The organism is uncultured Lawsonella sp., assembly GCF_947252745.1.
Classification (GTDB): Bacteria; Actinomycetota; Actinomycetes; order Mycobacteriales; family Mycobacteriaceae; genus Lawsonella.
In genome coordinates this window covers 1-21,034 of sequence record NZ_CAMXWW010000013.1, presented here as the reverse complement: position 1 = coordinate 21,034, position 21,034 = coordinate 1, and the positions used below count along the sequence as shown (strand labels likewise).

The 21,034-nt window shown below is 55.9% G+C and carries 19 protein-coding genes and 1 tRNA gene; 15 read left to right on the top strand and 5 right to left on the bottom strand.

Translation table 11 applies throughout. From position 1 onward, the window contains the following. The first annotated feature begins 214 nt into the window (after positions 1 to 214). Positions 215 to 1,828: a hypothetical protein gene (locus Q0X28_RS08280; protein WP_298577579.1), complete on the top strand. Its 1,614-nt coding sequence runs from the start codon at positions 215 to 217 to the stop codon at positions 1,826 to 1,828. Between the two features lie 283 nt (positions 1,829 to 2,111). Here Q0X28_RS08280 and Q0X28_RS08275 read toward each other — a convergent pair whose 3' ends face one another. Together Q0X28_RS08275 and Q0X28_RS08270 are read right to left on the bottom strand one after the other, a co-directional pair. After that, positions 2,112 to 3,443: an FRG domain-containing protein gene (locus Q0X28_RS08275; protein WP_298577577.1), complete on the bottom strand. Its 1,332-nt coding sequence runs from the start codon at positions 3,441 to 3,443 to the stop codon at positions 2,112 to 2,114. 438 nt (positions 3,444 to 3,881) lie between these two features. Beyond that, positions 3,882 to 4,517: a hypothetical protein gene (locus Q0X28_RS08270; RefSeq protein ID WP_298577575.1), complete on the bottom strand. Its 636-nt coding sequence runs from the start codon at positions 4,515 to 4,517 to the stop codon at positions 3,882 to 3,884. A gap of 107 nt (positions 4,518 to 4,624) precedes the next feature. On the opposite strand from Q0X28_RS08270, the gene Q0X28_RS08265 reads away from it, so the two are divergent. From Q0X28_RS08265 to Q0X28_RS08215, 11 genes are all read left to right on the top strand, one after another. Beyond that, positions 4,625 to 4,697: transfer RNA gene (locus Q0X28_RS08265), tRNA-Asn, on the top strand. 186 nt (positions 4,698 to 4,883) lie between these two features. Next, complete coding sequence (locus Q0X28_RS08260) at positions 4,884 to 5,744, top strand: sce7726 family protein (protein WP_298577573.1); 861 nt, start codon at positions 4,884 to 4,886, stop codon at positions 5,742 to 5,744. Continuing rightward, complete coding sequence (locus Q0X28_RS08255; RefSeq protein ID WP_298577571.1) at positions 5,744 to 6,757, top strand: sce7725 family protein; 1,014 nt, start codon at positions 5,744 to 5,746, stop codon at positions 6,755 to 6,757. Before Q0X28_RS08260 ends, Q0X28_RS08255 begins: the two co-directional genes overlap by 1 nt. After that, a complete protein-coding gene (locus Q0X28_RS08250) occupies positions 6,750 to 7,844 on the top strand; it encodes an RES family NAD+ phosphorylase (RefSeq protein WP_298577569.1) in 1,095 nt (364 codons plus the stop codon). The genes Q0X28_RS08255 and Q0X28_RS08250 overlap by 8 nt, the downstream gene beginning before the upstream one ends. Before the next feature lie 535 nt (positions 7,845 to 8,379). Continuing rightward, entirely contained in the window at positions 8,380 to 8,568 is a 189-nt protein-coding gene (locus Q0X28_RS08245; RefSeq protein WP_052206297.1) for a hypothetical protein, read from the top strand. Beyond that, positions 8,558 to 9,358 carry a serine hydrolase gene (locus tag Q0X28_RS08240; RefSeq protein WP_298577567.1) on the top strand — a complete coding sequence of 267 codons (801 nt, stop codon included), beginning with the start codon at positions 8,558 to 8,560 and terminating at the stop codon, positions 9,356 to 9,358. Before Q0X28_RS08245 ends, Q0X28_RS08240 begins: the two co-directional genes overlap by 11 nt. A gap of 46 nt (positions 9,359 to 9,404) precedes the next feature. Continuing rightward, entirely contained in the window at positions 9,405 to 10,271 is an 867-nt protein-coding gene (locus Q0X28_RS08235; protein WP_298577565.1) for a hypothetical protein, read from the top strand. After that, a complete protein-coding gene (locus Q0X28_RS08230) occupies positions 10,268 to 10,453 on the top strand; it encodes a hypothetical protein (protein ID WP_298577563.1) in 186 nt (61 codons plus the stop codon). Before Q0X28_RS08235 ends, Q0X28_RS08230 begins: the two co-directional genes overlap by 4 nt. Before the next feature lie 6 nt (positions 10,454 to 10,459). Continuing rightward, positions 10,460 to 11,395, top strand: a complete 936-nt coding sequence (locus tag Q0X28_RS08225) for a DMT family transporter (protein WP_298577561.1) — start codon at positions 10,460 to 10,462, stop codon at positions 11,393 to 11,395. Between the two features lie 674 nt (positions 11,396 to 12,069). Next, positions 12,070 to 12,510 carry a hypothetical protein gene (locus Q0X28_RS08220; protein WP_083278872.1) on the top strand — a complete coding sequence of 147 codons (441 nt, stop codon included), beginning with the start codon at positions 12,070 to 12,072 and terminating at the stop codon, positions 12,508 to 12,510. Next, a complete protein-coding gene (locus tag Q0X28_RS08215) occupies positions 12,503 to 13,888 on the top strand; it encodes an NAD-dependent succinate-semialdehyde dehydrogenase (protein ID WP_298577556.1) in 1,386 nt (461 codons plus the stop codon). Before Q0X28_RS08220 ends, Q0X28_RS08215 begins: the two co-directional genes overlap by 8 nt. Positions 13,889 to 14,178: 290 nt before the next feature. Here Q0X28_RS08215 and Q0X28_RS08210 read toward each other — a convergent pair whose 3' ends face one another. Further along, on the bottom strand, positions 14,179 to 15,111 hold the full coding sequence (locus Q0X28_RS08210) for a DUF3800 domain-containing protein (protein WP_298577586.1): 933 nt from the start codon (positions 15,109 to 15,111) through the stop codon (positions 14,179 to 14,181). A gap of 242 nt (positions 15,112 to 15,353) precedes the next feature. Here Q0X28_RS08210 and Q0X28_RS08205 point away from each other — a divergent pair, with 242 nt between their 5' ends. Continuing rightward, positions 15,354 to 16,193 (top strand): alpha/beta fold hydrolase, encoded by an 840-nt coding sequence (locus Q0X28_RS08205; protein ID WP_298577554.1) that lies wholly within the window; start codon positions 15,354 to 15,356, stop codon positions 16,191 to 16,193. Here the strand turns inward: Q0X28_RS08205 and Q0X28_RS08200 are convergent. Then, positions 16,180 to 16,401, bottom strand: coding sequence for an acyl carrier protein (locus Q0X28_RS08200; protein ID WP_298577552.1), 222 nt, complete (start codon positions 16,399 to 16,401; stop codon positions 16,180 to 16,182). The genes Q0X28_RS08205 and Q0X28_RS08200 overlap by 14 nt on opposite strands. A 24-nt stretch (positions 16,402 to 16,425) precedes the next feature. On the opposite strand from Q0X28_RS08200, the gene Q0X28_RS08195 reads away from it, so the two are divergent. Further along, entirely contained in the window at positions 16,426 to 17,334 is a 909-nt protein-coding gene (locus Q0X28_RS08195) for an alpha/beta fold hydrolase (RefSeq protein ID WP_298577550.1), read from the top strand. On the opposite strand, the gene aceE is transcribed toward Q0X28_RS08195, so the two are convergent. After that, positions 17,282 to 20,071 carry a pyruvate dehydrogenase (acetyl-transferring), homodimeric type gene (aceE, locus tag Q0X28_RS08190; RefSeq protein WP_277100271.1) on the bottom strand — a complete coding sequence of 930 codons (2,790 nt, stop codon included), beginning with the start codon at positions 20,069 to 20,071 and terminating at the stop codon, positions 17,282 to 17,284. The genes Q0X28_RS08195 and aceE overlap by 53 nt on opposite strands. A 270-nt stretch (positions 20,072 to 20,341) precedes the next feature. On the opposite strand from aceE, the gene Q0X28_RS08185 reads away from it, so the two are divergent. Continuing rightward, positions 20,342 to 20,770, top strand: coding sequence for a DUF3052 domain-containing protein (locus tag Q0X28_RS08185; protein WP_298577581.1), 429 nt, complete (start codon positions 20,342 to 20,344; stop codon positions 20,768 to 20,770). The last annotated feature ends 264 nt before the right edge of the window (positions 20,771 to 21,034 follow it).

The window sequence follows — 21,034 nt, the reverse complement described above, 5'->3', positions numbered from 1 at the left end:
TTTTGTCACTTAAATCGACACGCCGAGAAAAGCACACATTTTGTCGCTTAACCCGCTTAACCCGAAAAGCACACATTTTGTCGCTTAACCCGAATGGGAAGAGACGCTCAACCCGATAGTTGGGGAGCGCCTCTTGAAGAAGGAATGGAAGTACAGGCGGATCTTCCGTCAAGATTCACCGCGTGATTTCCATTTGCACGTCTAGGATAACACAGTGATGATTGAAATCAAGCCTGTGAAGCTATCCGGCATGGTGCCGCGGATGCTTGAGCTCACTTCACGCCTGACACGGTGGCATAGACGTGATTGGCGTGCGGGAACGCTGGAGCTGGTTGATGAAACCTTAGAAGAGGCACTGATCCCAGGGACGAGGGAAGAAGCACTTAAGGCGATGAGGTCATACTTGCAGGAAGCTGTGGGTAGGGATCCGGCTGTGGCACCAAAGCAAAAGCAGATTATTCAAGCCTTGGAATCGATTAACCCTCTCAACGGCGAAGCCAGTTATGCCGCCCAGTTGGCAAAGCGCCTTAGTGATGAAATTAGAAAAACGTATCTTCTGCAGTGGGCTGAGATTTTCGATGACCCGGGTAAGGCAGGAAAATTAGATGTCGAGGGGTCTGCAAAAAGGATCATCTCTCATGTCCTGTACTTAGGAATTCCTGCAGCTAGCGTTTATAGGCTCATCAAAGAACGGCAGGAGGCAACCGAGCCATTTAGCTTTTCAGATGTACTTCGGGAACTGGACCAGCGCATACAATCGCCAACCAAAGCCTTCACTTTCGCTGTCCCAGTTAATGGTGGCCCAAGCTTTCTGCACTCTCGGCCGTATCCGGAGAATTGGCTGGATGCTCAAGAGCTTAAAGGGTGGAAGAACCGCTATGCGCCAGAAGAGAAGTCAATGCGGCACTATGGGGGCTTCCTGTTGAGCGTTTCCGCACGAGATGTCAATGAGGCTGCAGATGAGGTACGGGCATTACTACCGCAGTTGGCATTCAAGTTTGAAGCGGACTCTAAGCACAGCTTCTCGATCATGCCGAAAATGTGGTCACAAGAGAAGGGGACAGCTTTTTCAACGCGACGATATGCAGAAGAACTGAAACTGCGAGCGTTTCGGCGAGCTGACATGCTTCACGGTTTGGACATGGCGCCACCGGTAAGAAACATGTTGGCGATTCTCGAACCTCTTAAGACAGTGAATTCCCACGTTGTCGTGGTGAACGGGTGGGTTGCCATCGAATCGCTACTTGTGGGGCCGGAGGAGACAGATCGGGTAGGCGCAGAACGAATGGCTCGCATTGTTGCTGCTAGCTATTTCCGGACCGAGTTATCTTGGCTCGCAGGGAACTACCGGAACAAATATCAATCAGATGATGCGATCGTTGCGAAGGTAGCCGACGCTACCAATAGCCTAGAGCGCTCCCACGCTATGGCAGTCGCGATTCTGGATGAGTGCAATACATCTCTTCTGGATCATCCTGATCAGATTGCGGTTGAGAAGATGCAGGATGCGCTATTAAACCAGAAACGCGTCTTTGAACGTACTGTGAGCATTTTGCAACGTGAGTTCTTACGTATGTATCGCAAGCGAAACCTGATCGTCCATAGCGGTCGTGTTCTTGATCATGGAATCGATTCACTTGCGGAGAAAGTGCGACCATTGCTGATGGCTGGAATCGACCAGATCTTGATTGCGCAGCTGCAACACAATATGGGCGCACAGGAGCTAGCCGCATCAATTGAATACAAGGCTAGGAATCTATCCGAGGATGCTAGGGAGGCTGGGACCAAGTTGTGGAACCTGCTTGAACCTGAGAGCGAAGTAGTTTGACACCCGACTTGATTCACTTTTCGTCCAAGTAGATCGCAATAGGAACCGAGGCCAGCGGTTTCGGCATTGAATCTTCGAGTATTGTGAGCTATGCGAGGCTAGGTGTTTTAGTCTTCCGCAAGTCTCTCGCGAAACGACTTCGCCAGCGTGCTACTCGACCTCAACCACGGTGGTCCTGTTAAGCGCGTTAAACAATAGGCCGCTACTCAATTAATCCTTAGCAAGTCGGCAGCGAACCAGCGGGTAGCGGTACGAAGAAGAGTGACAAAATGCTTGAAGGTACTTATTGTTCTTCCGAACCTTTTTGAAATTCTGTGTAGAGGGTACGCCCGAAGATGCCGCTACGATATCCCTCTGCAACGTAACGCATTCTACTTGCAGTGTCAGGGAATAATGTTGCGGCATTTACGCCTAAGTAGTCGAGTTGCCGTCGAATTTTCATCTTTGCTTCTCCATTAATCAAGAGTCGAGGCTGGTTGATGTGAGATGTCGAGCTCTTACCAAGCTCGCGTTCTAAGAACCTCATGGGACGAACTAGGAATTCATCGCTTTGCTGGGATGATGGTTTAGTGCTTGGTGGTGAAAAATCATCGATTTCCATACCAGTGAGAAGGAAAGCGCCATTTTGAGCTCGGAGGCGGTCGTTCGAATAGCGTGGCCGGATTCCGAGAAAAGGCTGAGAAAGCGCTTCCTTGAGACTTTGGTATTGCGTCGCGGCATCGTCACCGTGATCGTATCCTGCTGCTTCGGCAATTTCGTCCGCGGATGTTCGACCCCATTTTCCTCGAAGCGCCCAATTGGAAAGCCACGTTACTGGTGCAGCATCCTCGGATAAGACTGGGATCCGGGGAAGCACCAAGACTTCTCCGTCTACATTGGATGGTCCGTCGGTTGCGAAATAAAGCGCTACAAGTGGATTTGTAGTGGTGTCGAGTAGGCGTGTGGGGAGCCCGTAATGTTGCAGCTTGGAGAGAATCTGGAAGGAAGTCAGGCCCTTGAAGTCTTCTGGCTGCAGTCGAATTGCCTCCTCGATTAGGACTTGTTCACGGGCGAAAAAACCGTCAACGGTAGGAGAACTACGGTAAAGATTTGGAGTCAGTCCGTAGATTTCGTTGCTGTGTCCGCGATAAAGCGTCCACTCGCTCGTGACAATATCTCTTATTTCCGAGCCGTGCTTATTCTCTAAGCGATCTATTTCGGCGATGAACTCTTGGACGCTCCCTATATGTATGGAGCGTGAAGATTCCGCGGTGATTCTTCCGAGCTTTCGCATGGGCAGCTCTTCGTTGAAAACCCTTTCAAAATCGTCGACTGCTGACCGATATGCAATCCTATGTTCGAAGCGGGCGTTTGATGTTTCGCTATAGATTTGAGTTGCTTGTTCAAAGTTCTCTTGTGCCATCTTTAGGCTAGCGATCAGCTCTGGCTGGGGGCCGCCAATGAGGAATGCGATATCTTTGGCAGAAGCAAGTGAATCCTGCGCAAGTCGCAGCTCGAGCCTTGCTTTGTCGGCCTCTTGGTCCGCACGCTCACTGTAATCGTGCGCTTTCGAGAGTGATTCGAGGGCGGTTAATTTGAGTTCTTCTCGGTGGATCTCAGCGTCATTGGTCTGCACATCAGCTGATGTTAGTCGGCAGAACTCGCCACTTTCATCGGTAATTCAAAAGTCATAAGCTTTAAAGCATCACCGTGGCGACTGTCTGCCAGAGGTAAAAGGAGGTACAGCTAACTCGAGGACAGATGCTGCTCGGTCTCTTTATTCTATGTATATGAGCGGAGCGCGGGGTCGGAACGTCTGAGGGGCTCAGTTTAGTGCTCGTTGATTTGCGTTGTCGTTCAGCGATTTCGGTTAGTGCTTCAATACGCATTCGTTGCTTTCGGTAGCGAAATCAACCAGTGTTCCATGTTTTATCCGGCGTGATCACTCCGGTGGGTCTAGTGCTTGGGGTAGTGTGAGTACCCGAAAAGGCTCTTTGAGTCGGAGATCGAAAGCGGGTCTGTTGGTTTTCACCTTCAGGCCCGCTTTCATTTGTGCTCAGGCCGTGGCGTCGAACTACCGGCAGCTGAGCACCTGGTCCGTAAACACGCGTGGTGCACCCTTTCGCTGCAGGTCTGCAACGTCGTAGCACTTGAAACCGTTGACGTCGCCGGCAGGCTCGATACGCGTCCATTGGCCATTGACCTTGTGGAAGGACTCGTTCCAGTCCGTCTGGTTGGCGCCGGCCTTGGCCCATTGGCCGTCGCAGTAGCTCACCGTCGTGCCGGTGAAGTTCGGCCAGCCGGGGACGATGGCGTCGAAGGTGGCAGGGGAGCAGTCGCCAGGCGTCGCGGAAGCTTGAGGACGAGGCGTAAGACCCGGGACGTTAATCTTTGGCCATTTGGACATGTCTAGGCCAGGGATGTTGATCAGGCCTGTTTGTACCGCGAGGGCCACGCCTGCACTAACAAGAGCGAGGACGCCGATGGTAATGCCAGCGATCTCACCTGCGCTCAGGTCAGAGTCCGAGGATCCGCTAGAAGAGTTGTCGGTCTCGGTGTCGGTGATGGGTTCGGTGTCGGCACCGTTTTCGGTATCCGCCGGCGGCGTATCGGCCTCAGCGGGTAGCGTATCGGCCACCGCCGGGGTGACGGTTACGGGCGCAAGCGTGAGTGCTGCGGCTGCGGTGAGTGCTAACAATGGTTTCTTCATGCTTCTACAATAACGCCAATTAGCGCCAATGACCTCGCGATTTTGCGTTTTGTAAATACGGCGCTACTCTTATGACTCGTTGCTGAAGAGCAACAAAAACAAAATATTCCTCCATAGCTCAGTTGGCAGAGCATTCGACTGTTAATCGAAGGGTCACTGGTTCGAGCCCAGTTGGAGGAGCTGCCACCCCGGTCCCCGCAAGGACCGGGGTTTTCTCTTGGTGTCCTCAGGAAGCGCTAGAGGCCGGAGAGAATTCTGGGATTTACGGAGAAAAAGCTGCGCTGCTATTCGGGCGTAGTGTGGCTATCTAGCAGCTTCATTTTGAACGTAGATAAACTAGCTGGTATGTCAACGAGGGAGAAGAGCATGGTAGGTGCATCCGCGTCTGCCAAAATCCCCGAACTTTTTTCGCCCCGGGTTTTTAGGTGTCTGGGAAATGGGAAGATCGACTTTCTGATACGTCTGGGGGACCAAATTGGTTACCCTTTAGAACCGACCCAGGAGTTAGCTGATTACTTTGACAAAGCCTTCAAGCGGATGGAGGTCGCTAGCGCTCGTGGGGACTTCGTTTTCCGTAACGCAGTGGTTCAGAAACGTTGGTTGAATCGACACTCAATTAACACCGCAACTATTGTTAGCGAACATCGAGTGGGGCGATCGCGTGCTGATCTTGTCTTGTTGAATGGGTATGCGACAGGTATCGAGATCAAGTCAGATTTGGATACTTTATCTAGGTTACAGTCTCAGATCCGGGACTATATGACAGTGTTTCCTCAGACGATAGTGGTTAGCGGTGCCCGTCATGTGTCTGAAATTATTAAGGCCGTTCCTGCATCAACAGGAGTTGTGGAACTCACTCGGCGGAATACGTTAAAGACATTGGTTCAGCCTATTAAGAATTATGACTTAATTGACTCTGATTCAATGGCTGCCAGTATGAGCCAAGACGAGGCTAAGAAGTTGATAGCTTGGTGCGGGCTCCATCTCCCCGAAGTTCCAAATACCCAAGTGTGGTCTGAAATTCGGAGAGTTCTTTCAGGGATTGACCGTGAGTTGTTGTGTGTCGGGTATTCAGCTGTATTAAAAGGCTCTCGTTCCAAAGCGCAATTTGGAGAGTATTTGGAGAGTCTGCCTAAATCGGTTCAAACCAGTTTGCTTTTAGGGAGCTACAGCAAACGCGAATGGGATAGTATCTCCAAAATGATGGCCCGCCCGACGGAGGAATAGTGGAAGTATACTGGCCTATTTTTAGGGGTAAACAGTTCGAGCTGCTTGCTTTGAGAGAATCTGCGCCGAAGCTGTCGGATAGTTCGATCCACCCGGTTATCGAACCAGTGAAGCGCAAACTTGGCGCTCTTCAAAGATGTACTGAAACCCTAGCGGACAATTCTGTTCCCTACTCAGTGGTAGTGAATCCTCTGGTCGGTGAGTATTCGACAGACCATCTTGCATTTATCCGTGATTATGAGGAACTGCTTCAAGAGGTGGAATCAAGCTCTCCACTATGTGGAGCGTCTCATTCCTTCGTTCTGAACCTGAGCGCCAACTTGAGGTATCCGGAAGCCGAGGAGCTGATCAGCTATCTTGCTGAGACAAGGGAGAAGCTTGGATCAGTTCAAGTGCACCTGCTCGCGCGTGGCTTTTCTGATCCCCAAGCGGTGAAAGCTTTGCTCGAGGAGTATTCTTTCCCTACGGGGCGCGGGCTTTGCGTTTTGCTAGAAGATGGACCTGCAAGAAGGCATTTTCAGCCGGTGTTTCCGGAAGCGGCGTTCATCCTCATTCGAGATGGGTTTGAGAAGCGGAAGAATGCTGATTACGAAAAATTCAGTACGGAGATTTTCGACACAGCTGCCTGGGACTTTTCGGAACAGAAGTGCCACGGTTTTGGTGATTACTCAATTGTGGGTAAAGAGTTCTCTGAGTCTGGCGGTCCTGCGTGGGCGGTGGCAATTCACTTGACCTACGTTGCTGAGAATCCTGTCGAAGCGATGTACGTAAACCATTACGTTTCGAACGACAACGATTCGCCAGCATTTCCCGCTGAGAAATACTTGCAAGCATTGGAAAAGCTTTCCAGAGAGGCCACTCAGTCAGAAACAGAGATACCTAAGACCGCTGCAGTGGAAGAGTTTCTCCGTCTACGAGACAACGGGCACTTTCCAGGCCTTGGCTACGTTAAGAAACTATCGATGATTCATCACCTCGAAGTGGTAGTCAAGGTGTTGGAAGACAATGCCTAAAGAACAATCGTTTCTGTATTGCTGCCCGCGGTGCTTCGGCGACCCAGGCCTGAGCGAAATTATAAAAGCTCATGCCGATCAGACTTCTCATTGCCCAAATTGTGATTCAAATGAGGTAGAAGTCGCCGAAATCAAACATGTGAAAGAGCCATTTCGCCTTGTTGCCGATGCGTATAGTTCAACGAGCGAATCCAGTAGCTCATTGCTTGAGTGCTTCAAGAATGATTGGAACTTGTTTGGCAATAATGCCTTGAGCGAAGAAAAGCAGTCTGGTCTCCTTCAAGAAATTCTTGGTGACCGAAAACTCTCAGGATCGTACGAACCGCTGTTAGGTGACTTCGGGCAAGATGAGAATGGGGATTACCAAAGGTTTCGTAACGAGATAATCACTCAGAATCGGTGGTTTATCGATAACACTGTTTTGGTGGATGACAGTCAGGAGTTTCTTTCAAGCTTAATCTATGTGTTGAAACCCGGGGAGGTGCTTTACCGAGCGCGAATCCAGGACAATTCTGACACGCCTTTCCTGACGGCTGAGATGGGTGCCCCTCCTCCAGAATTAGCGGTGGCCGGCCGATCCAATCCAGCCGGAATCAGCTACTTCTATCTGGCTTCTGACATTGATACCGCTCTTTCTGAAGTACGGTCTCAAGCTGGACATTACGTAAGCGTCGGGAAGTTTGAATTCGAGAACTTGAAAGTTGTTGACTTTTCGGACATGAGGGACACCTATTCCCCTTTCTTGTTGGATGAGACTGCGAAGGTCAGGGCACATGCTGAAAAACTGGCCCTCTTTGAGGCGGTTGCGGTGGAAATGAGTCAACCGGTGACTGGGCGTCAGGAACTTGAATACCTGCCAACACAGTATGTGTGCGAAATGCTTAAGTCATTTGGCTTTGAGGGAGTCAGATACCGCAGCAGCCAGGGTGAAGGCCGAAACTTTGTGCTTTTTGGACGACGAGATTCGAACGCAGTGAGTGTTGAAACGATGAAGATTAATAAGCTAAGGATTGAGAAGGAGAAACATCCGAAGAACAATATTTCAACAAGCGGGAAGAGTCTCGGAACGTCCAGCTTTCCGCTTTGAGGTGAGATATGTGAAGGGGCGGTTGCAGTGTCACGCGCGGTAAGGGTGTAGCGGTACCGGCACATGCTGAAGTTGGAACGGGTATGTGAACGAATTCAGTGCTTCTAAGTTCATGCAGGATTATCGGGAAATGAACTTGAGCTTTCAGCGTAAACGGCAGCGGTACATGATTGGTTTTCAAAAAGGATGGAACAGCTACCGCTGTTTGATGCTTCCAGTGTTAAGAAATCCAGCCTTGGGGGTAATTGGTCTCCTCAAGAACCCGACATAGCGGTGCCACGCTGGCTGACACCTTCTAGGGGTGCAATCCCAAGTCATTGTGACGGCCTCTAAGCAGTCGCAGACGAGAATGAGTTAGATTGGGAGAAGCCACTCAAGGCGAGAATGGCTAATGGAAACGAATCGCGTCGGCAGATTTGTCTCTGTCAGGCTTTCCTTGTTACGGCGTAGATGAAATAAGGCAGCGCGGAGATCCGCTGGCCTTGACCAGTCAACTGTTTAGGTGCCGTTAATAGTGAATCAACGTCGTGACCTCATGTGGCAAACACTGATCGGGTTCGTCGGGTTCTTCGCGCTGCTCGCGCTGATCCAGGCGGTGATCAACCTGTTTTCGCCGAACCCCGCGATCTGGCCAGGCCTGCTCGCGGGTGCGTTTGTGTTGGCTACGTGGTGGTTGGTGCGTCGTTGGCAGGATGCGAGGCGAGGAGGCAACAATGCTGAATAAACTTCTTGGAAACTGGCCGGTAGACAACGTTTCTGCAGCGCTTGTGCATGCTAACGGCCACGTGGAGACCCTCGGCGACCAAGACCGCACCTACCCACTGGCCAGCGTGACCAAACTTCTCGCGGCGTACGGATTCCTGATGGCCGTGGAGGAAGAGGCATTCCTCTTAGACAGCCCTTGTGGTCCGGAAGGCTCCACCGTCCGCCACCTGCTGGCGCATGCCTCCGGGGTCGGCTTTGACACGCGTGAGCCGCAGAAGCCGGTTGGTGAGCGCCGCATTTACTCCTCCGCCGGCTTCGAGATCCTCGCGGACTACCTGGAGGAAACCACCGGCATCCCGTTTCCTGAATATCTGCGCGAAGGGGTCTTTGCGCCGTTGGGGATGACGGATGCGGTGTTGGGGGGCAGTGCTGGGCATGGGGCGGTGGCGTCGGTAAGCAGCCTGGCCCTGTTCGCCCAAGAGCTTTTGTACCCGCAACTCCTCAGCCCTGAGACCTTGCGTGAGGCAACCACCAACCAGTTCGGTGACCTGCGCGGCGTGGTGCCGGGCTACGGCATGCAGAAGCCGTGCCCGTGGGGCCTCGGGTTTGAGCTGAAGGGGGAGAAGGCCCCGCACTGGACTGGTGATGGCATGCCGCCCACCACCTTCGGCCACTTCGGCATGAGCGGCACCTACCTGTGGGTGGCGGATGGCTACGCCATGGTGGCGCTGACGGATCGCGAGTTTGGAAACTGGGCGAAACCCCTCTGGCAGGAAACCAACACCGCGATCTGGCGCGAGCTGCAGTAGCTTTGATTCGGCTACGAGAACGCTGAGTTAAAGGTAAGCTTGCTGCGTGACTAGACCATCTAAACCGTCTCGGCTGCTCGCTCTCTTTAGTAGCCCAGTCACCATTGCGCTGGTCAATACTGGTGGCGGTGTCGCACTTAGCTTTGCTTTAGCCCTCGCATTTGCTGTATCTCCGGCGTTTTCTGTGCTTCCGTCGTTGCCGTGGGGGATTCTTCTCGCGGTGATAGCGGTACTGTTGTTGGTTTTTGTAAATCGCCTTTCATCACGCGCGCGTCTTATTAAAGAAGCTGATGCAAAACAACAGCTGGACGTAGAGCTACAGGTTCGGGAGAACAGCCAGTTCATTTTGTCGAGTTTGGCTTCGGTTTTTGAAAATCAAGGTGAGGCGCAACCTTCTTCGAGAATTGGTGTGGCATGGGACCCGATCATGGGACTATGCAGAATTCTGTTCCCGGTTCAGGTTCGTGCACAAGTGTTCGTGGTTGATCAAGACTCGGATGGGCGCTATTTCTTTACTGCGATGCCACACGGGATGGGGATTCATCGCCGCGAAGTATCGTCCCAAAGAATCTTTGATGAGAATTCAGAGACTTGGAAAAGACTACGTGACGGCGACATTATTTACTGCGCAGACACCGCAGGTGATGAGCCATATGGGTGCTACATGAGTCGCGGAATCATTTCAAAAACAGGCGAGCTCTATGGTTTCTTTGCAATTGACGCTGTGGATCCTGGGTCACTAGACCTTGAGCGTGATCGCAAAAGTCTTGCTTACTTGTCCACTTTGCTACTCCTTGTAATGGTTGCGGATCCTTCCGTTACAAAAAGTGTGCCGTTGTTCGTCCCGAAGCGTGGCGGACAGCTAGAATCAGAGCCACCGACTGAAACTGAGGAAGGAGAGGATACAAAATGACCCCTGCAACCCCTATGTCATCTGTGACACCGGTTAATGAGTTCAACGAGAACGTTCGTTTGATGGAGCAGGATTTTGAGTCGTACGCTGACAAGTTCCTCAAAAGGCCTCGTCTGCAGGACTACCTGCCGCGGCATTCGTTCCTCGATGTATGGATGGATAAGATTTTTGGCGTAGCCTAGCGCCAGATGCTTTACCTGTTTCTCGCGCTGCTGGTCGGCGCGCTCATCCCCGTCCAGACCGCGGCGAACGCGCGGCTTCGCCTGGCCGTGAACAACCGGCCGATTGTCTCCGCGCTGATCTCGTTTACGGTCGCACTCACGCTCGCGGCGGTGGCCACGCTGATCCTGCAGGGTCACGTTGTGCCCCATTTCTTATCGACGCCACCACCGTGGGCCTACCTCTCCGGCCTCTTCGGGGCCACGTTTGTCATTGGCAACATTTTGCTGTTTCCCAAACTCGGCGCAGTCCAAACCGTGGTGCTGCCCATTTTGGGCCAGGTGATCATGGGCCTGGCCATCGATCATTTCGGGCTCTTCCGTGGCCGCCAGGTGGACGTGTCTGTGTGGCGGTTGGGTAGCGCGCTGGTTGTGCTGCTGGGCATTGCCGTGGTGTTGCGTGTGCTTCCGTTGCGGCGCGGCACCGTGCCCGCCGCCATTAGCGAAGACCCGGATCTCGGCGCCAGCGTGTGGGTTTACCGACTACTCGGCGTAGCCATCGGCGTGGGCAGCGCAATGCAGGCCGCAATCAATGGCTACGTAGGCACACTTGCGGGCTCGCCCCTGTTTGCCAGCGAGATCAACCTGCTGGTGGGCGCGGTCATCCTCCTGATTGCCGTGTTGTGTACCAGCCCGCGTCAACTTGTCACGCCACTGAAACCCGCGCCGTGGTGGATGTGGCTCGGTGGTGTTGTTGGCGCGATCTTTGTCATCGGCGGCGCTGGCCTCACTCCAATCCTGGGTACCGCGACCACGGTCATCGCTTTCAACGCGGGCACGATCGCCAGCGGTCAGCTTATGGAATCCGTCGGTGCCTTCGGCGCGCGCCGGGTGCCCATGGACAGCGTGCGACTTGTTGGCCTCGCAATTATCTTCGCCGGCGTGCTGATGGTGCGGATGCTCTAGCTTTGAGCCGCGACCTGCATCTTTGTCGTTATCGTCTAGCGCTCCGAGTTCACTGCTAGACGACAACGCAAAATCTGCCAAATGTCCCTACATTCGACGTGGGGAAATGGAGGGCAGTTTTCAATGTCGTCTAGCAGGGTTTTGCTGCCTGCTAGACGACTTTTCGTCGAGCCCGGGGGTCGGTCCCGGGCCGGGGCCATACCTGAGGCCGTACCTGGCAAATACCTGGCAGTGAATGCAACTATTCCCGGTTTGGCAACATGCTGCCGCATTTCCGAAAAGGACCCCCAGAGGTTCCGACGGCACACGGACTCGTGTACGCGGTGGGTCTTGGCGGCAGGGCAGTGGGGTCTCGGCGGCAGGCGGGTGGCGAAGTGGGGGTTGGGCTGGTGGCAAGGCGGAAGACCAGGGGTGGATGAAGCTGAAGTTGAGGTTCAGTAAACGGGGGCGTCAAGCAGTGGTTGAGGGTTGCTGGCGGGGCGGGTGTGACGCAATATCAGCACAGAGAAGCAACACGTTTGTAGAGCTTGTAGAGGCCGTTGGGGAAGACGAACCTCTCGTCTCGCGCTAAAGCACGCACGGAATCCCGTGCGGAAGCACGCACCTTAGCTGGTGCAGTTACTGGTGCTTTGGCGCGCACGGAAAAGAATGAAGCAAATGGAAGGTCCCCAACCATGACAACCACACTTGTGGTGCCCCATGAGGCACGGCCGAAGAACACCCAGGAAGCACGGTCGAAGAACACCCCGACGCACACCCCGACGCACGCTCTGTCTCACGCTGCGATTCGCCCGGAGGCGGAAAGTTCCGTGGAAGAGCGCGTTACGAAAGGGCAGCCCCCGGTGCTGGAATACGTGTTTGAGGTGGAGGGGATGGGGAGGGGGGAGCGTTGGGGCGTCGAGAAGCAAATGCTCCTTTTGCCTGAAGGGGAACCTGGCGAGGTGTGGTTCACGCGCTGGCGGCGCGCGCCCGACGGGACCTACTCCTGCCGCGAGCGAATCGTGGGAACTGCCGAGGAAATCGAGGCCTTTGCGGCGGGCGTGGAGGCGTTGGCCGAGCGTGGGAACTTCGTAGCGAGAGTGACGCAGCGCACGTACGCTTGGGCGTATGTCTAAAGCATATCGAGTACAAAATCCCGCAAACAACAAGGTTGAGGAGACCTTCGGCTACATCACGGACGCCGAGTTAGAAGAAGTGGTGGACACTGCCGTTAGCGCTTTCAAGCAGTGGCGTGAGCTGTCCTACGAGGATCGGGCACCGCTGTTGAAGAAGGCGGCGTCGCTGTTTGATGAGCGCAGGGGTGAGCTGGCGAAGATCATCGCAACGGAGATGGGCAAGTCCGTCAAGGAAGGCGACGGCGAGATCAATGACGTTGTAGAGATCTTCAACTACTACGCCGACCACGGTGCCGAGTTCGGTGCGGACCAGGAGATTCCCACCGACAAGGGCGGCACCGCCGTCATGCGCAAGGTGCCGCTGGGCGTGATCCTGGGCATCATGCCGTGGAACTTCCCGTACTACCAGGTAGCGCGCTTTGCGGCGCCGGCGATCATGGCCGGCAACGTGGTGATTGTGAAGCACGCCGAGATCTGCCCGCGCTCCGGCCAGATCATCCAGGACATCTTGGAAGAAGCCGGCCTGCCCAAGGGCGTGTTTACCAACGTGTACGCAAACCACGACCAGGTGGCGGACCTGATTGCAAGCAAGCACATCGCAGGCGTGTCGCTGACCGGTTCTGAGCGCGCCGGGCGCATCATCGGCGCGCAGGCTGGCGAGCACTTGAAGAAGTGCGTGTTGGAGCTCGGCGGCACGGACGCATACGTGGTGCTGGACGCCGCTGACCCGGCCGAGGCTGCGCTGACTGCGTGGAAGAAGCGCATCTCCAACGTTGGCCAGGCCTGCACCTCCAACAAGCGCATGATTGTTATGGACGATATTTACGACGACTTCGTGGCAGAGCTGGTGCGTTTGGCCGGCGAGTATGTCAAGGGTGACCCGCTGAACCCAGGTGCGGCGGGGAAGCGTGAGTACTACCCGCTTTCGTCTCGCGACGCAGCCGAGACGCTTGTTGAGCAAGTTGGCAAGGCTGTCGACGCTGGCGCAAACCTGCACGTTGGCGGCACCATCGACGGCGAGGGCGCTTACTTCGCCCCGGCCGTGATCACGGATATCCCGGTGGGCTCAGACATCTACTACGAGGAGTTCTTCGGCCCCGTCGCTGCCGTGTACAAGGTGTCTTCTGAAGAGGAGGCCATCGAGGTGGCGAACGACTCCAACTACGGCCTGGGTGGCGCCGTGATGTCGCAGGATGAGGAGCGTGCGAAGAAGGTTGCCGCCAAGATTGATACCGGCATGATCCACGTGAACATCCCGCAGGCCCGCGGCGCTGAGCTGCCGTTTGGTGGCGTGAAGAACTCCGGCCTAGGCCGCGAGCTTGGCCCAGTGGGTATGGACGAGTTTGTGAACTACCAGCGCTTCTTCGTGGCTGACTAGCGGACGGGGGTAGGGTTGCCTTACCCCCTGTTGCTAGGCGGTCAGGTTAGGCTAAGCTAACTCATGGAAGCGGAGTTGGTAGCCCACTTCCAAGCGGAATCAGATTCTCCGTTTCAACTGATTCGGCGGTTAATAAAACAGCGGAAATCCCGCGGTCACCTCCTTCCCAGGTGGCCGCGGGATTTTTCGTTTGCGTGAGGCAGGAGCGGGTTCTGAGTCCCCTCGAGGTCTCATCGTCAACCGAACAACTGTAGACACCGAGAAGCTGGCTCGCATCCCTAGGCCTTAATTCACGTGGCTTCCGGCTGGTAAGGCGTTTGTTTTTCTGCTTCGCTCCGGATTTGCTCTAGTTTTGCATGTAATTCGGGTGTTCCTGCTGAAATGAGGCGCTGGAACATTCCCCTGTTTTTGAGGTCCCTGCGTTCGCGTTGGGACTCTCTGCGTTGTTCGATTTCCCAGAATCGAGTGGTGTTGATGAGTTGTTCAGGAAAACACTTAGAATCCTTAGAGGCAAGGTTTGACCAAATGATGGAGTTTAATGTGGGCTCGGATAGCCTGAACACATCACGTCCCAAGTCGACTGCCCAGGAGAATTCGGAACTCTCCGCAAAGTGGTAATCGGTAAGTCTCCCTAGAAGCGCGCATGTCCAGTCCGCCATTTGGACAGTGTTATATAGGTGGCTTTCAGTTTGGAGGGGGACTTCGATTACGCTGCGATTCTCTTTGTTATTCCGCGAATAGATCGTGGCTGCGAGTGTGGCTACGGCACGCTCCCGGTTGTCTGTGTCGGTGGCATCCATTATGACCATGAGACGCTCTCCTTTATCGGAGGCTAGTTTTCCAAGCCGATTAATAGCTTGGATGAGACAGTGGTTTTCACGATCTTGAGAGGTTTCTTTTGTCTCGCTTACCGGCCCAATGGGTTTCTGCTGACCGTAGAAGAATATTTGGCCATTGAGCTCTCCAAGTTTGCGGTAGATGCGACTGAGAGCTGGAAAAATCTCATCACTGTACTGACTGATGTTCGCAGTCGTCAGGAGAGCCGAACCTTTCTTTTCCCACCGATCGGCGGGAATGTCGGAGTGTTCAATTTCCCAGGCAAGCAGCTTTTCTTTTACGTATTTGAAGTATCCGCCCATACGTCTGACATCGTCTGCTGGCAAGAGGAAACCGGCATAGCCAAAACACGGGTGAGTGTTGTATTTGCGATGGTCGTGACGAATGTAGGGGCCTTAGTGTCCGAACTCATCGAGGTAGGCGATAAGCATGTACTTTCCTTTGAAAAGCTCAGCGGCCAAACCACAAGAAGTGATCCGGCCGCCGGAATTAGCGCGGTACGTGTGTTTCAACGCCGCCACTGTGGTCAAAAGTATAGGGGGAATGGGTAACTCCGGCAACTTTAGAAGTAGAGGATAAGAAGGAGGGAACCTGTATGCGCAGTCTCCAGTGTGGAAAGCTAGCGGGCATGAACGCAGGCATGAACGCAGGCATGAACGCTGGCATGGAAACGCATCGCACCCCGCACGGGGACATCCGCTACTGGGTATCGCGCGCTGCAGGAGAAAGCGCCCCCTGGCTGGTGTTTCTGCCGGGCATGCTCACGGATCACCGGCTCTTCGGCGCGCAGCTTGCCCACTTCGCAGGCAAGGCCAACACGTTTGTGTGGGATGGGCCGGCGCATGGGATGTCGCGTCCATACGAACTCAGCGCGATCAGCGTGGACCGCATCGCCCGCGAACTCATCGCAATTTTGTCCGCCGAGAACATCACGCGCCCGGTACTGGTCGGCCAATCCTTCGGCGGCGTCGTCGCGCAGCGCCTCCTACAACTCGAACCAGCGCTGGCCAGCGGCTTCATCGGCATCGGCACCATGCCACTCACCCGCGAATACTGGAACCCCCTACTCATCGCTGGCCTCAAGCACGTCGGCCCGCTCCTCCACTTGCGCACCTGGGACAAGATTCTTGACGACGCCCCACGCGAAACCTCCCACACCCCCAAAGCCCAAGAACTCACGCGCACGATGCTCAAGGAATACACCAAGAGCGAATACGTGGCGCTTGCGGATGTGACGTTTAAGGCGGTGGCGAGGGGCGTCGGTAAGCAAAAGCCCTGGGAGCTACCCTGTCCGGCAGCACTGGTGGTGGGGGAGTTTGATCGGACCGGCGGGATTGGGGAGATGGGCAAGCGCTGGGCGGCGGACGAGGGCCTGGCGCTGCACGTGATCCCGGAGGCTGCGCACAACACTAACGCCGACAACCCGGCGGCCGTCAACGCGGTGATCGAGCAGTTTATCCAGCGCTAGCGTGCTGCTCGATGTAGCCGGCTAGGTCTTCGAGCGTCTCGCACTGCGCGTAGGCCTCTTCGGTGATGCGAACGCCAAAGCGGTCCTCAATGCGCACGGCCAGCTCGATCATGTCAAGGGAGGTCAGCTCCGAGTCGCGAAGCGCAGCGGCGGGGTCCGGGTTGATGTCGAAGTGGTCCTGAATAAGCAGCGAAAGCTCTGAAAGCATGCCTTACATAATAGGGTGGATGCCATGTTAAACCCCGACAGAACAGGTGTGGTTGGCCGCGTGCGCTACTACGACATCGGGCCTGATGCGGGTCCGACGATCCTGTACGTCCACGGGTTTAACATCGCCTCCGAATCGTTCGCGCTGGTAGTGGACCGCCTGCGGCCGCTGGGTGCGCGGCAGGTACTGGTAGACCTTCGCGGCCACGGCGCTTCCGGTCCGTGCCCGCCGGAGCTTTTGAACATTGACGACGCTGCCGATGACTTCATCAACGTCCTCACCCACCTGCAGGTGACGGGGCCGGTGATTGTGGTGGGGCATTCGCTAGGCGGGCCGGTGTCGTTGTCGCTGATGCGCAGGCATCCGGACGCCTTCCAGTGGGCGGGCAGCGTGCAGATCTCCTCGGCAGTGGAGCCGTTTACCGTCCACGGCCTGCCGCAGATGCTGGCTGGTCCTTTGGGACGGCTTTTGGAATACGTTGTGCGCTTTACCCCGCACTTTGCCGAAGGCATGCGTCGCGGAATCACGCGCACGATTGCGCCGGTGCTGGCGATGGGGTTCTACTTCAGGCCGGTGCCGCTAAGCGTGATTCGTCTGCACGCAGACATGATCCAAAACACCCCGCTGAGCACCTACCGCGGCTTCTTCGACGATCTGTTGACGCACTCCGAAGTCGGCGCGGCTGAGGTGCTGGACGGTATGCCGGGCTACATCCTGGTGGGCGATAGGGACAGCGTAACCCCCGTATCGCAGTCCTTCAGGTTGGCGGCAATGTGGCCCTCGGCGTACCTGCAGGTGCTGCCCGGCTCAGGCCACATGCCGCCGCTTGATGCGCCGGGCGCGGTGGCCGCGGCGATCGAGCGACTACTGGATGTGGTTGCTACTCAGCCGCGTTCTCCGGGCCGGTCTCCTCACCCTTCTGATCCGGCTTAGCCGCGGTCGGATCATCAATCTTGAAGTCCTTCGCAGCCTGCGCTGCCACGGACATGTCGATCTTGTCCTCATTAGCCAGACCCATCAGCGCTGCGACAACCATGGACTCAGCGTCAATGTTGAAGAAGCGACGTGCAGCCTCACGCGTATCGGAGAAGCCAAAGCCGTCCGCACCCAGCACAATGTACTGACCCGGTACGTACGGGCGGATCTGCTCCTGCAGGTCCGTAGCAAAATCGCTCGTAGCAATGTACGGGCCCTCAGTCTGCTTGAGCTTCTCGGTGACAAACGGCGTACCAACGTCCTCACCCGGGTTAAGCAGCTGCTCCTTGGCCAGACGTGCACCGTCGCGAGCACACTCAACCCAGGAGGTCACCGAGTAGATCGCGGCACCGACGTCGAACTTGTCCTGCAGGATCTCCTGCGCCTTCAGCGCAGCCTGCATGCCAACACCGGACGCCAGCAAGGAGACGTGGTGCTCCTTGGAGGTATCGCCAGCGTCGTAAAGATAGATGCCCTTGTGCAGACCCTCAACATCCAGGTTCTCCGGACGAGCCGGCTGGTGAGTCGGCTGGTTGTACACGGTGATGTAGTACATGACATCCTCACCCGGGTTCGAGCCATACATGCGCTCAATACCCTTGGAGATGATGTACGGCATCTCATACGCAAACGCCGGGTCATACACAACCATCGCCGGGTTCGTGGACGCCAGGATCGGGGAGTGGCCATCCATGTGCTGCAGACCCTCACCAAACAGCGTGGTACGGCCAGCGGTGGCACCGATGATGAAACCGCGACCCATCTGGTCACCAGCAGCCCAGAAGTTATCGCCCGTGCGCTGGAAACCAAACATGGAGTAGAAGATGTACATCGGGATCATCGGCTCGCCATGGGTGGCGTAGGACGTAGCCGCTGCGATAAACGACGCCGACGAGCCGTCCTCATTAATGCCCTCATGCAGAATCTGGCCATCCGTTGCCTCACGGTAGGACAGCTGCAGATCATGATCCACCGGCACGTAGTTCTGGCCGTTCGGGTTGTAAATCTTCTGCGTTGGGAACCAGGAGTCCAGGCCGAAGGTACGCGCCTCATCCGGGATGATCGGCACCACGCGGCGACCAATCTCCTTATCACGCATCAACGCCTTAAACGTACGCACCAACGCCATAGTGGACGCAACCTGCTGTGAACCGGAATCCTTGAACATGGCCTTAAAGGACTTCTCAAAGTCCGGCAGCTCAAGCGGGGTGAACTTCTCACGACGCTCCGGCAGGTACCCGCCCAGCTCCTTGCGGCGCTCCTGCAGGTACTTAATCTCATCCGCGTCCTGGCCCGGGTGGTAGTACGGCGGCAGATACGGATCCTTCTCCAGCTCCTCATCAGAGATCGGAATGCCCTGCTTATCGCGGAACAGCTTCAGATCATCCAACGTCAGCTTCTTCATCTGGTGCGTAGCATTACGGCCCTCAAAGTTGTGACCCAGGCCGTAGCCCTTCACCGTGTGCGCAAGAATCACCGTCGGCTTGCCCTTGGTCTCCAGCGCCTTCTTGTAGGCGGCGTAGACCTTGCGGTAATCATGGCCACCGCGGCGCAGCGCCCAGATCTCCTCATCCGTGAGATCCTCAACCAGCTTCAGCGTGCGCGGGTCACGGCCGAAGAAGTGCTCACGCACATATGCGCCGTCATTGGCCTTAAACGTCTGGTAATCACCATCCGGAGTGGTGTTCATGATGTGAACAAGGGCACCCTCGGTGTCCTTCTCCAGCAGCTCGTCCCACTCGCGGCCCCACACAACCTTGATCACGTTCCAGCCAGCACCCACAAAGAAGCTCTCCAGCTCCTGGATGATCTGGCCGTTGCCACGCACCGGGCCATCAAGACGTTGCAGGTTGCAGTTGATCACAAAGGTCAAGTTGTCCAAGCCATACAGCGACGCCATCTGGAGGAGGCCGCGGGATTCTGGCTCGTCCATCTCACCGTCGCCAAGAAAAGCCCACACATGCTGCTTGTCCGTATCCTTGATGCCGCGATCCTGCAGGTACTTGTTAAAACGAGCCTGGTAAATCGCATTCATCGGGCCAAGACCCATGGACACCGTCGGGAACTCCCAGAAATCCGGCATGCCATGCGGGTGCGGGTACGACGGCAAACCGCCCTGCTCACGCGAATGCTCCTGACGGAAACCGTCCAGATCATCCTCCGTCAGGCGACCCTCCATAAACGCACGGGCATACACACCCGGCGACGCGTGACCCTGGAAGAAAATGTGGTCACCGCCCTGCTCCGCATCCTTGCCACGGAAGAAGTGGTTAAAACCAACCTCATACAGCGCAGCCGCAGACGCGTAACTGGAAATGTGGCCACCCACCTGGATGCCCGGGCGCTGTGCACGGTGCACCATCACCGCAGCATTCCAACGAATCCAACGACGGTAACGCTTCTCAATCTCCTCATCACCCGGGAACTCCGGCTCCAACTTCGTCGGAATCGTGTTCACCAAGTCCGTCGAAGACAACGCCGGCAACGGCACACGTCGTGCATTCGCGCGCTCAATCAAGCGCAACATGAGGTAACGGGCGCGCTCCGGATCAGAAGCCTCCAGAAGACCATCGAGGGAATCCATCCACTCCTGCGTCTCTTCCGGATCGGAATCATGGAGGTAGGACGCAACACCGTCCCGAAGCAGGGGGATATTAGTGTCATGCTGGTTGCCGTAAACGTCAGTGTTTTCCACCTTCTCGGCATTAGCAGCGTGATCAGCGTTCTCAGCCACGTGCACTCCTCTTCGTGTTGTAGGTAACGTTCTCCGGCCAAGTCTAGAGTGTTTCAGTCACATCCGACTACGCGTGGGGTGGCGTTAGGGCGGCTGCGTGCTGGATTGTTGGCGGTCGCGGGGGCGCGGCGGGGGCGTGACGGGGGCCTGGCGGGGGTGAAAAGTCATACCTTGTACCAAAGGCTAAAGGTGGAGGGCGGCGCTAAGCTGTATGGGAAGCAAACATTCAAAATAAGGAGGACGCCCACCTTGGTAGCCACCGGGGGAGACAATTACGCCGCACGCCTAGGAGTAACCAAAGGCCAGGTTGTGCAGGAGCTTGGCTGGGATGAAGACGCAGACTCTTCCATCTCCGAAGCGCTCGAAGACGCCATTGGTGAGGCACTGCTCGATGAAGACTCCATCGACCTTTGTGACATGATCTTGCTCTGGCACCGCGCCGAGGACGGGGATCTCGTAGACACCCTGGTAGACGCGATTCGCAATCTTGCCGACGGCGGGCGCATCTGGCTCATGACCCCCGGCGCAGGCAAGCCCGGCGTCATCCCAGCTGGCGAAATCTCCGAATCCGCCCAGCTCGCCGGATTGGCGCAGACCAAGGCGGACCGTTTTGGCCAGTGGCAGGGTTCCCTGTTGACCTCGCCGCACAGCCGCAAGTAGGCGGTTGCTGGGGCGCGTCCGTGGTTGGGGCGGACGCGCCCTGGCGTCGCCCTGGCGCGGGCCGGCGGGGGCGTTTGGCGGCGCCCGGCGCGGCGCCTTTTCCGCGTTTGCAGCTACCTACACCCGGCTACCAAGCGAAAAAATGGCAGGTAGCTGCATGTAGGTAGCTGCATTTGGTGTGGCGGGGCGGTCGGACCGTTTGCGGGTGGGGGTTAAGTGACAAAATGTGTGCTTTTTCGGCTAAGGATTCCCGGTACTGCCTGG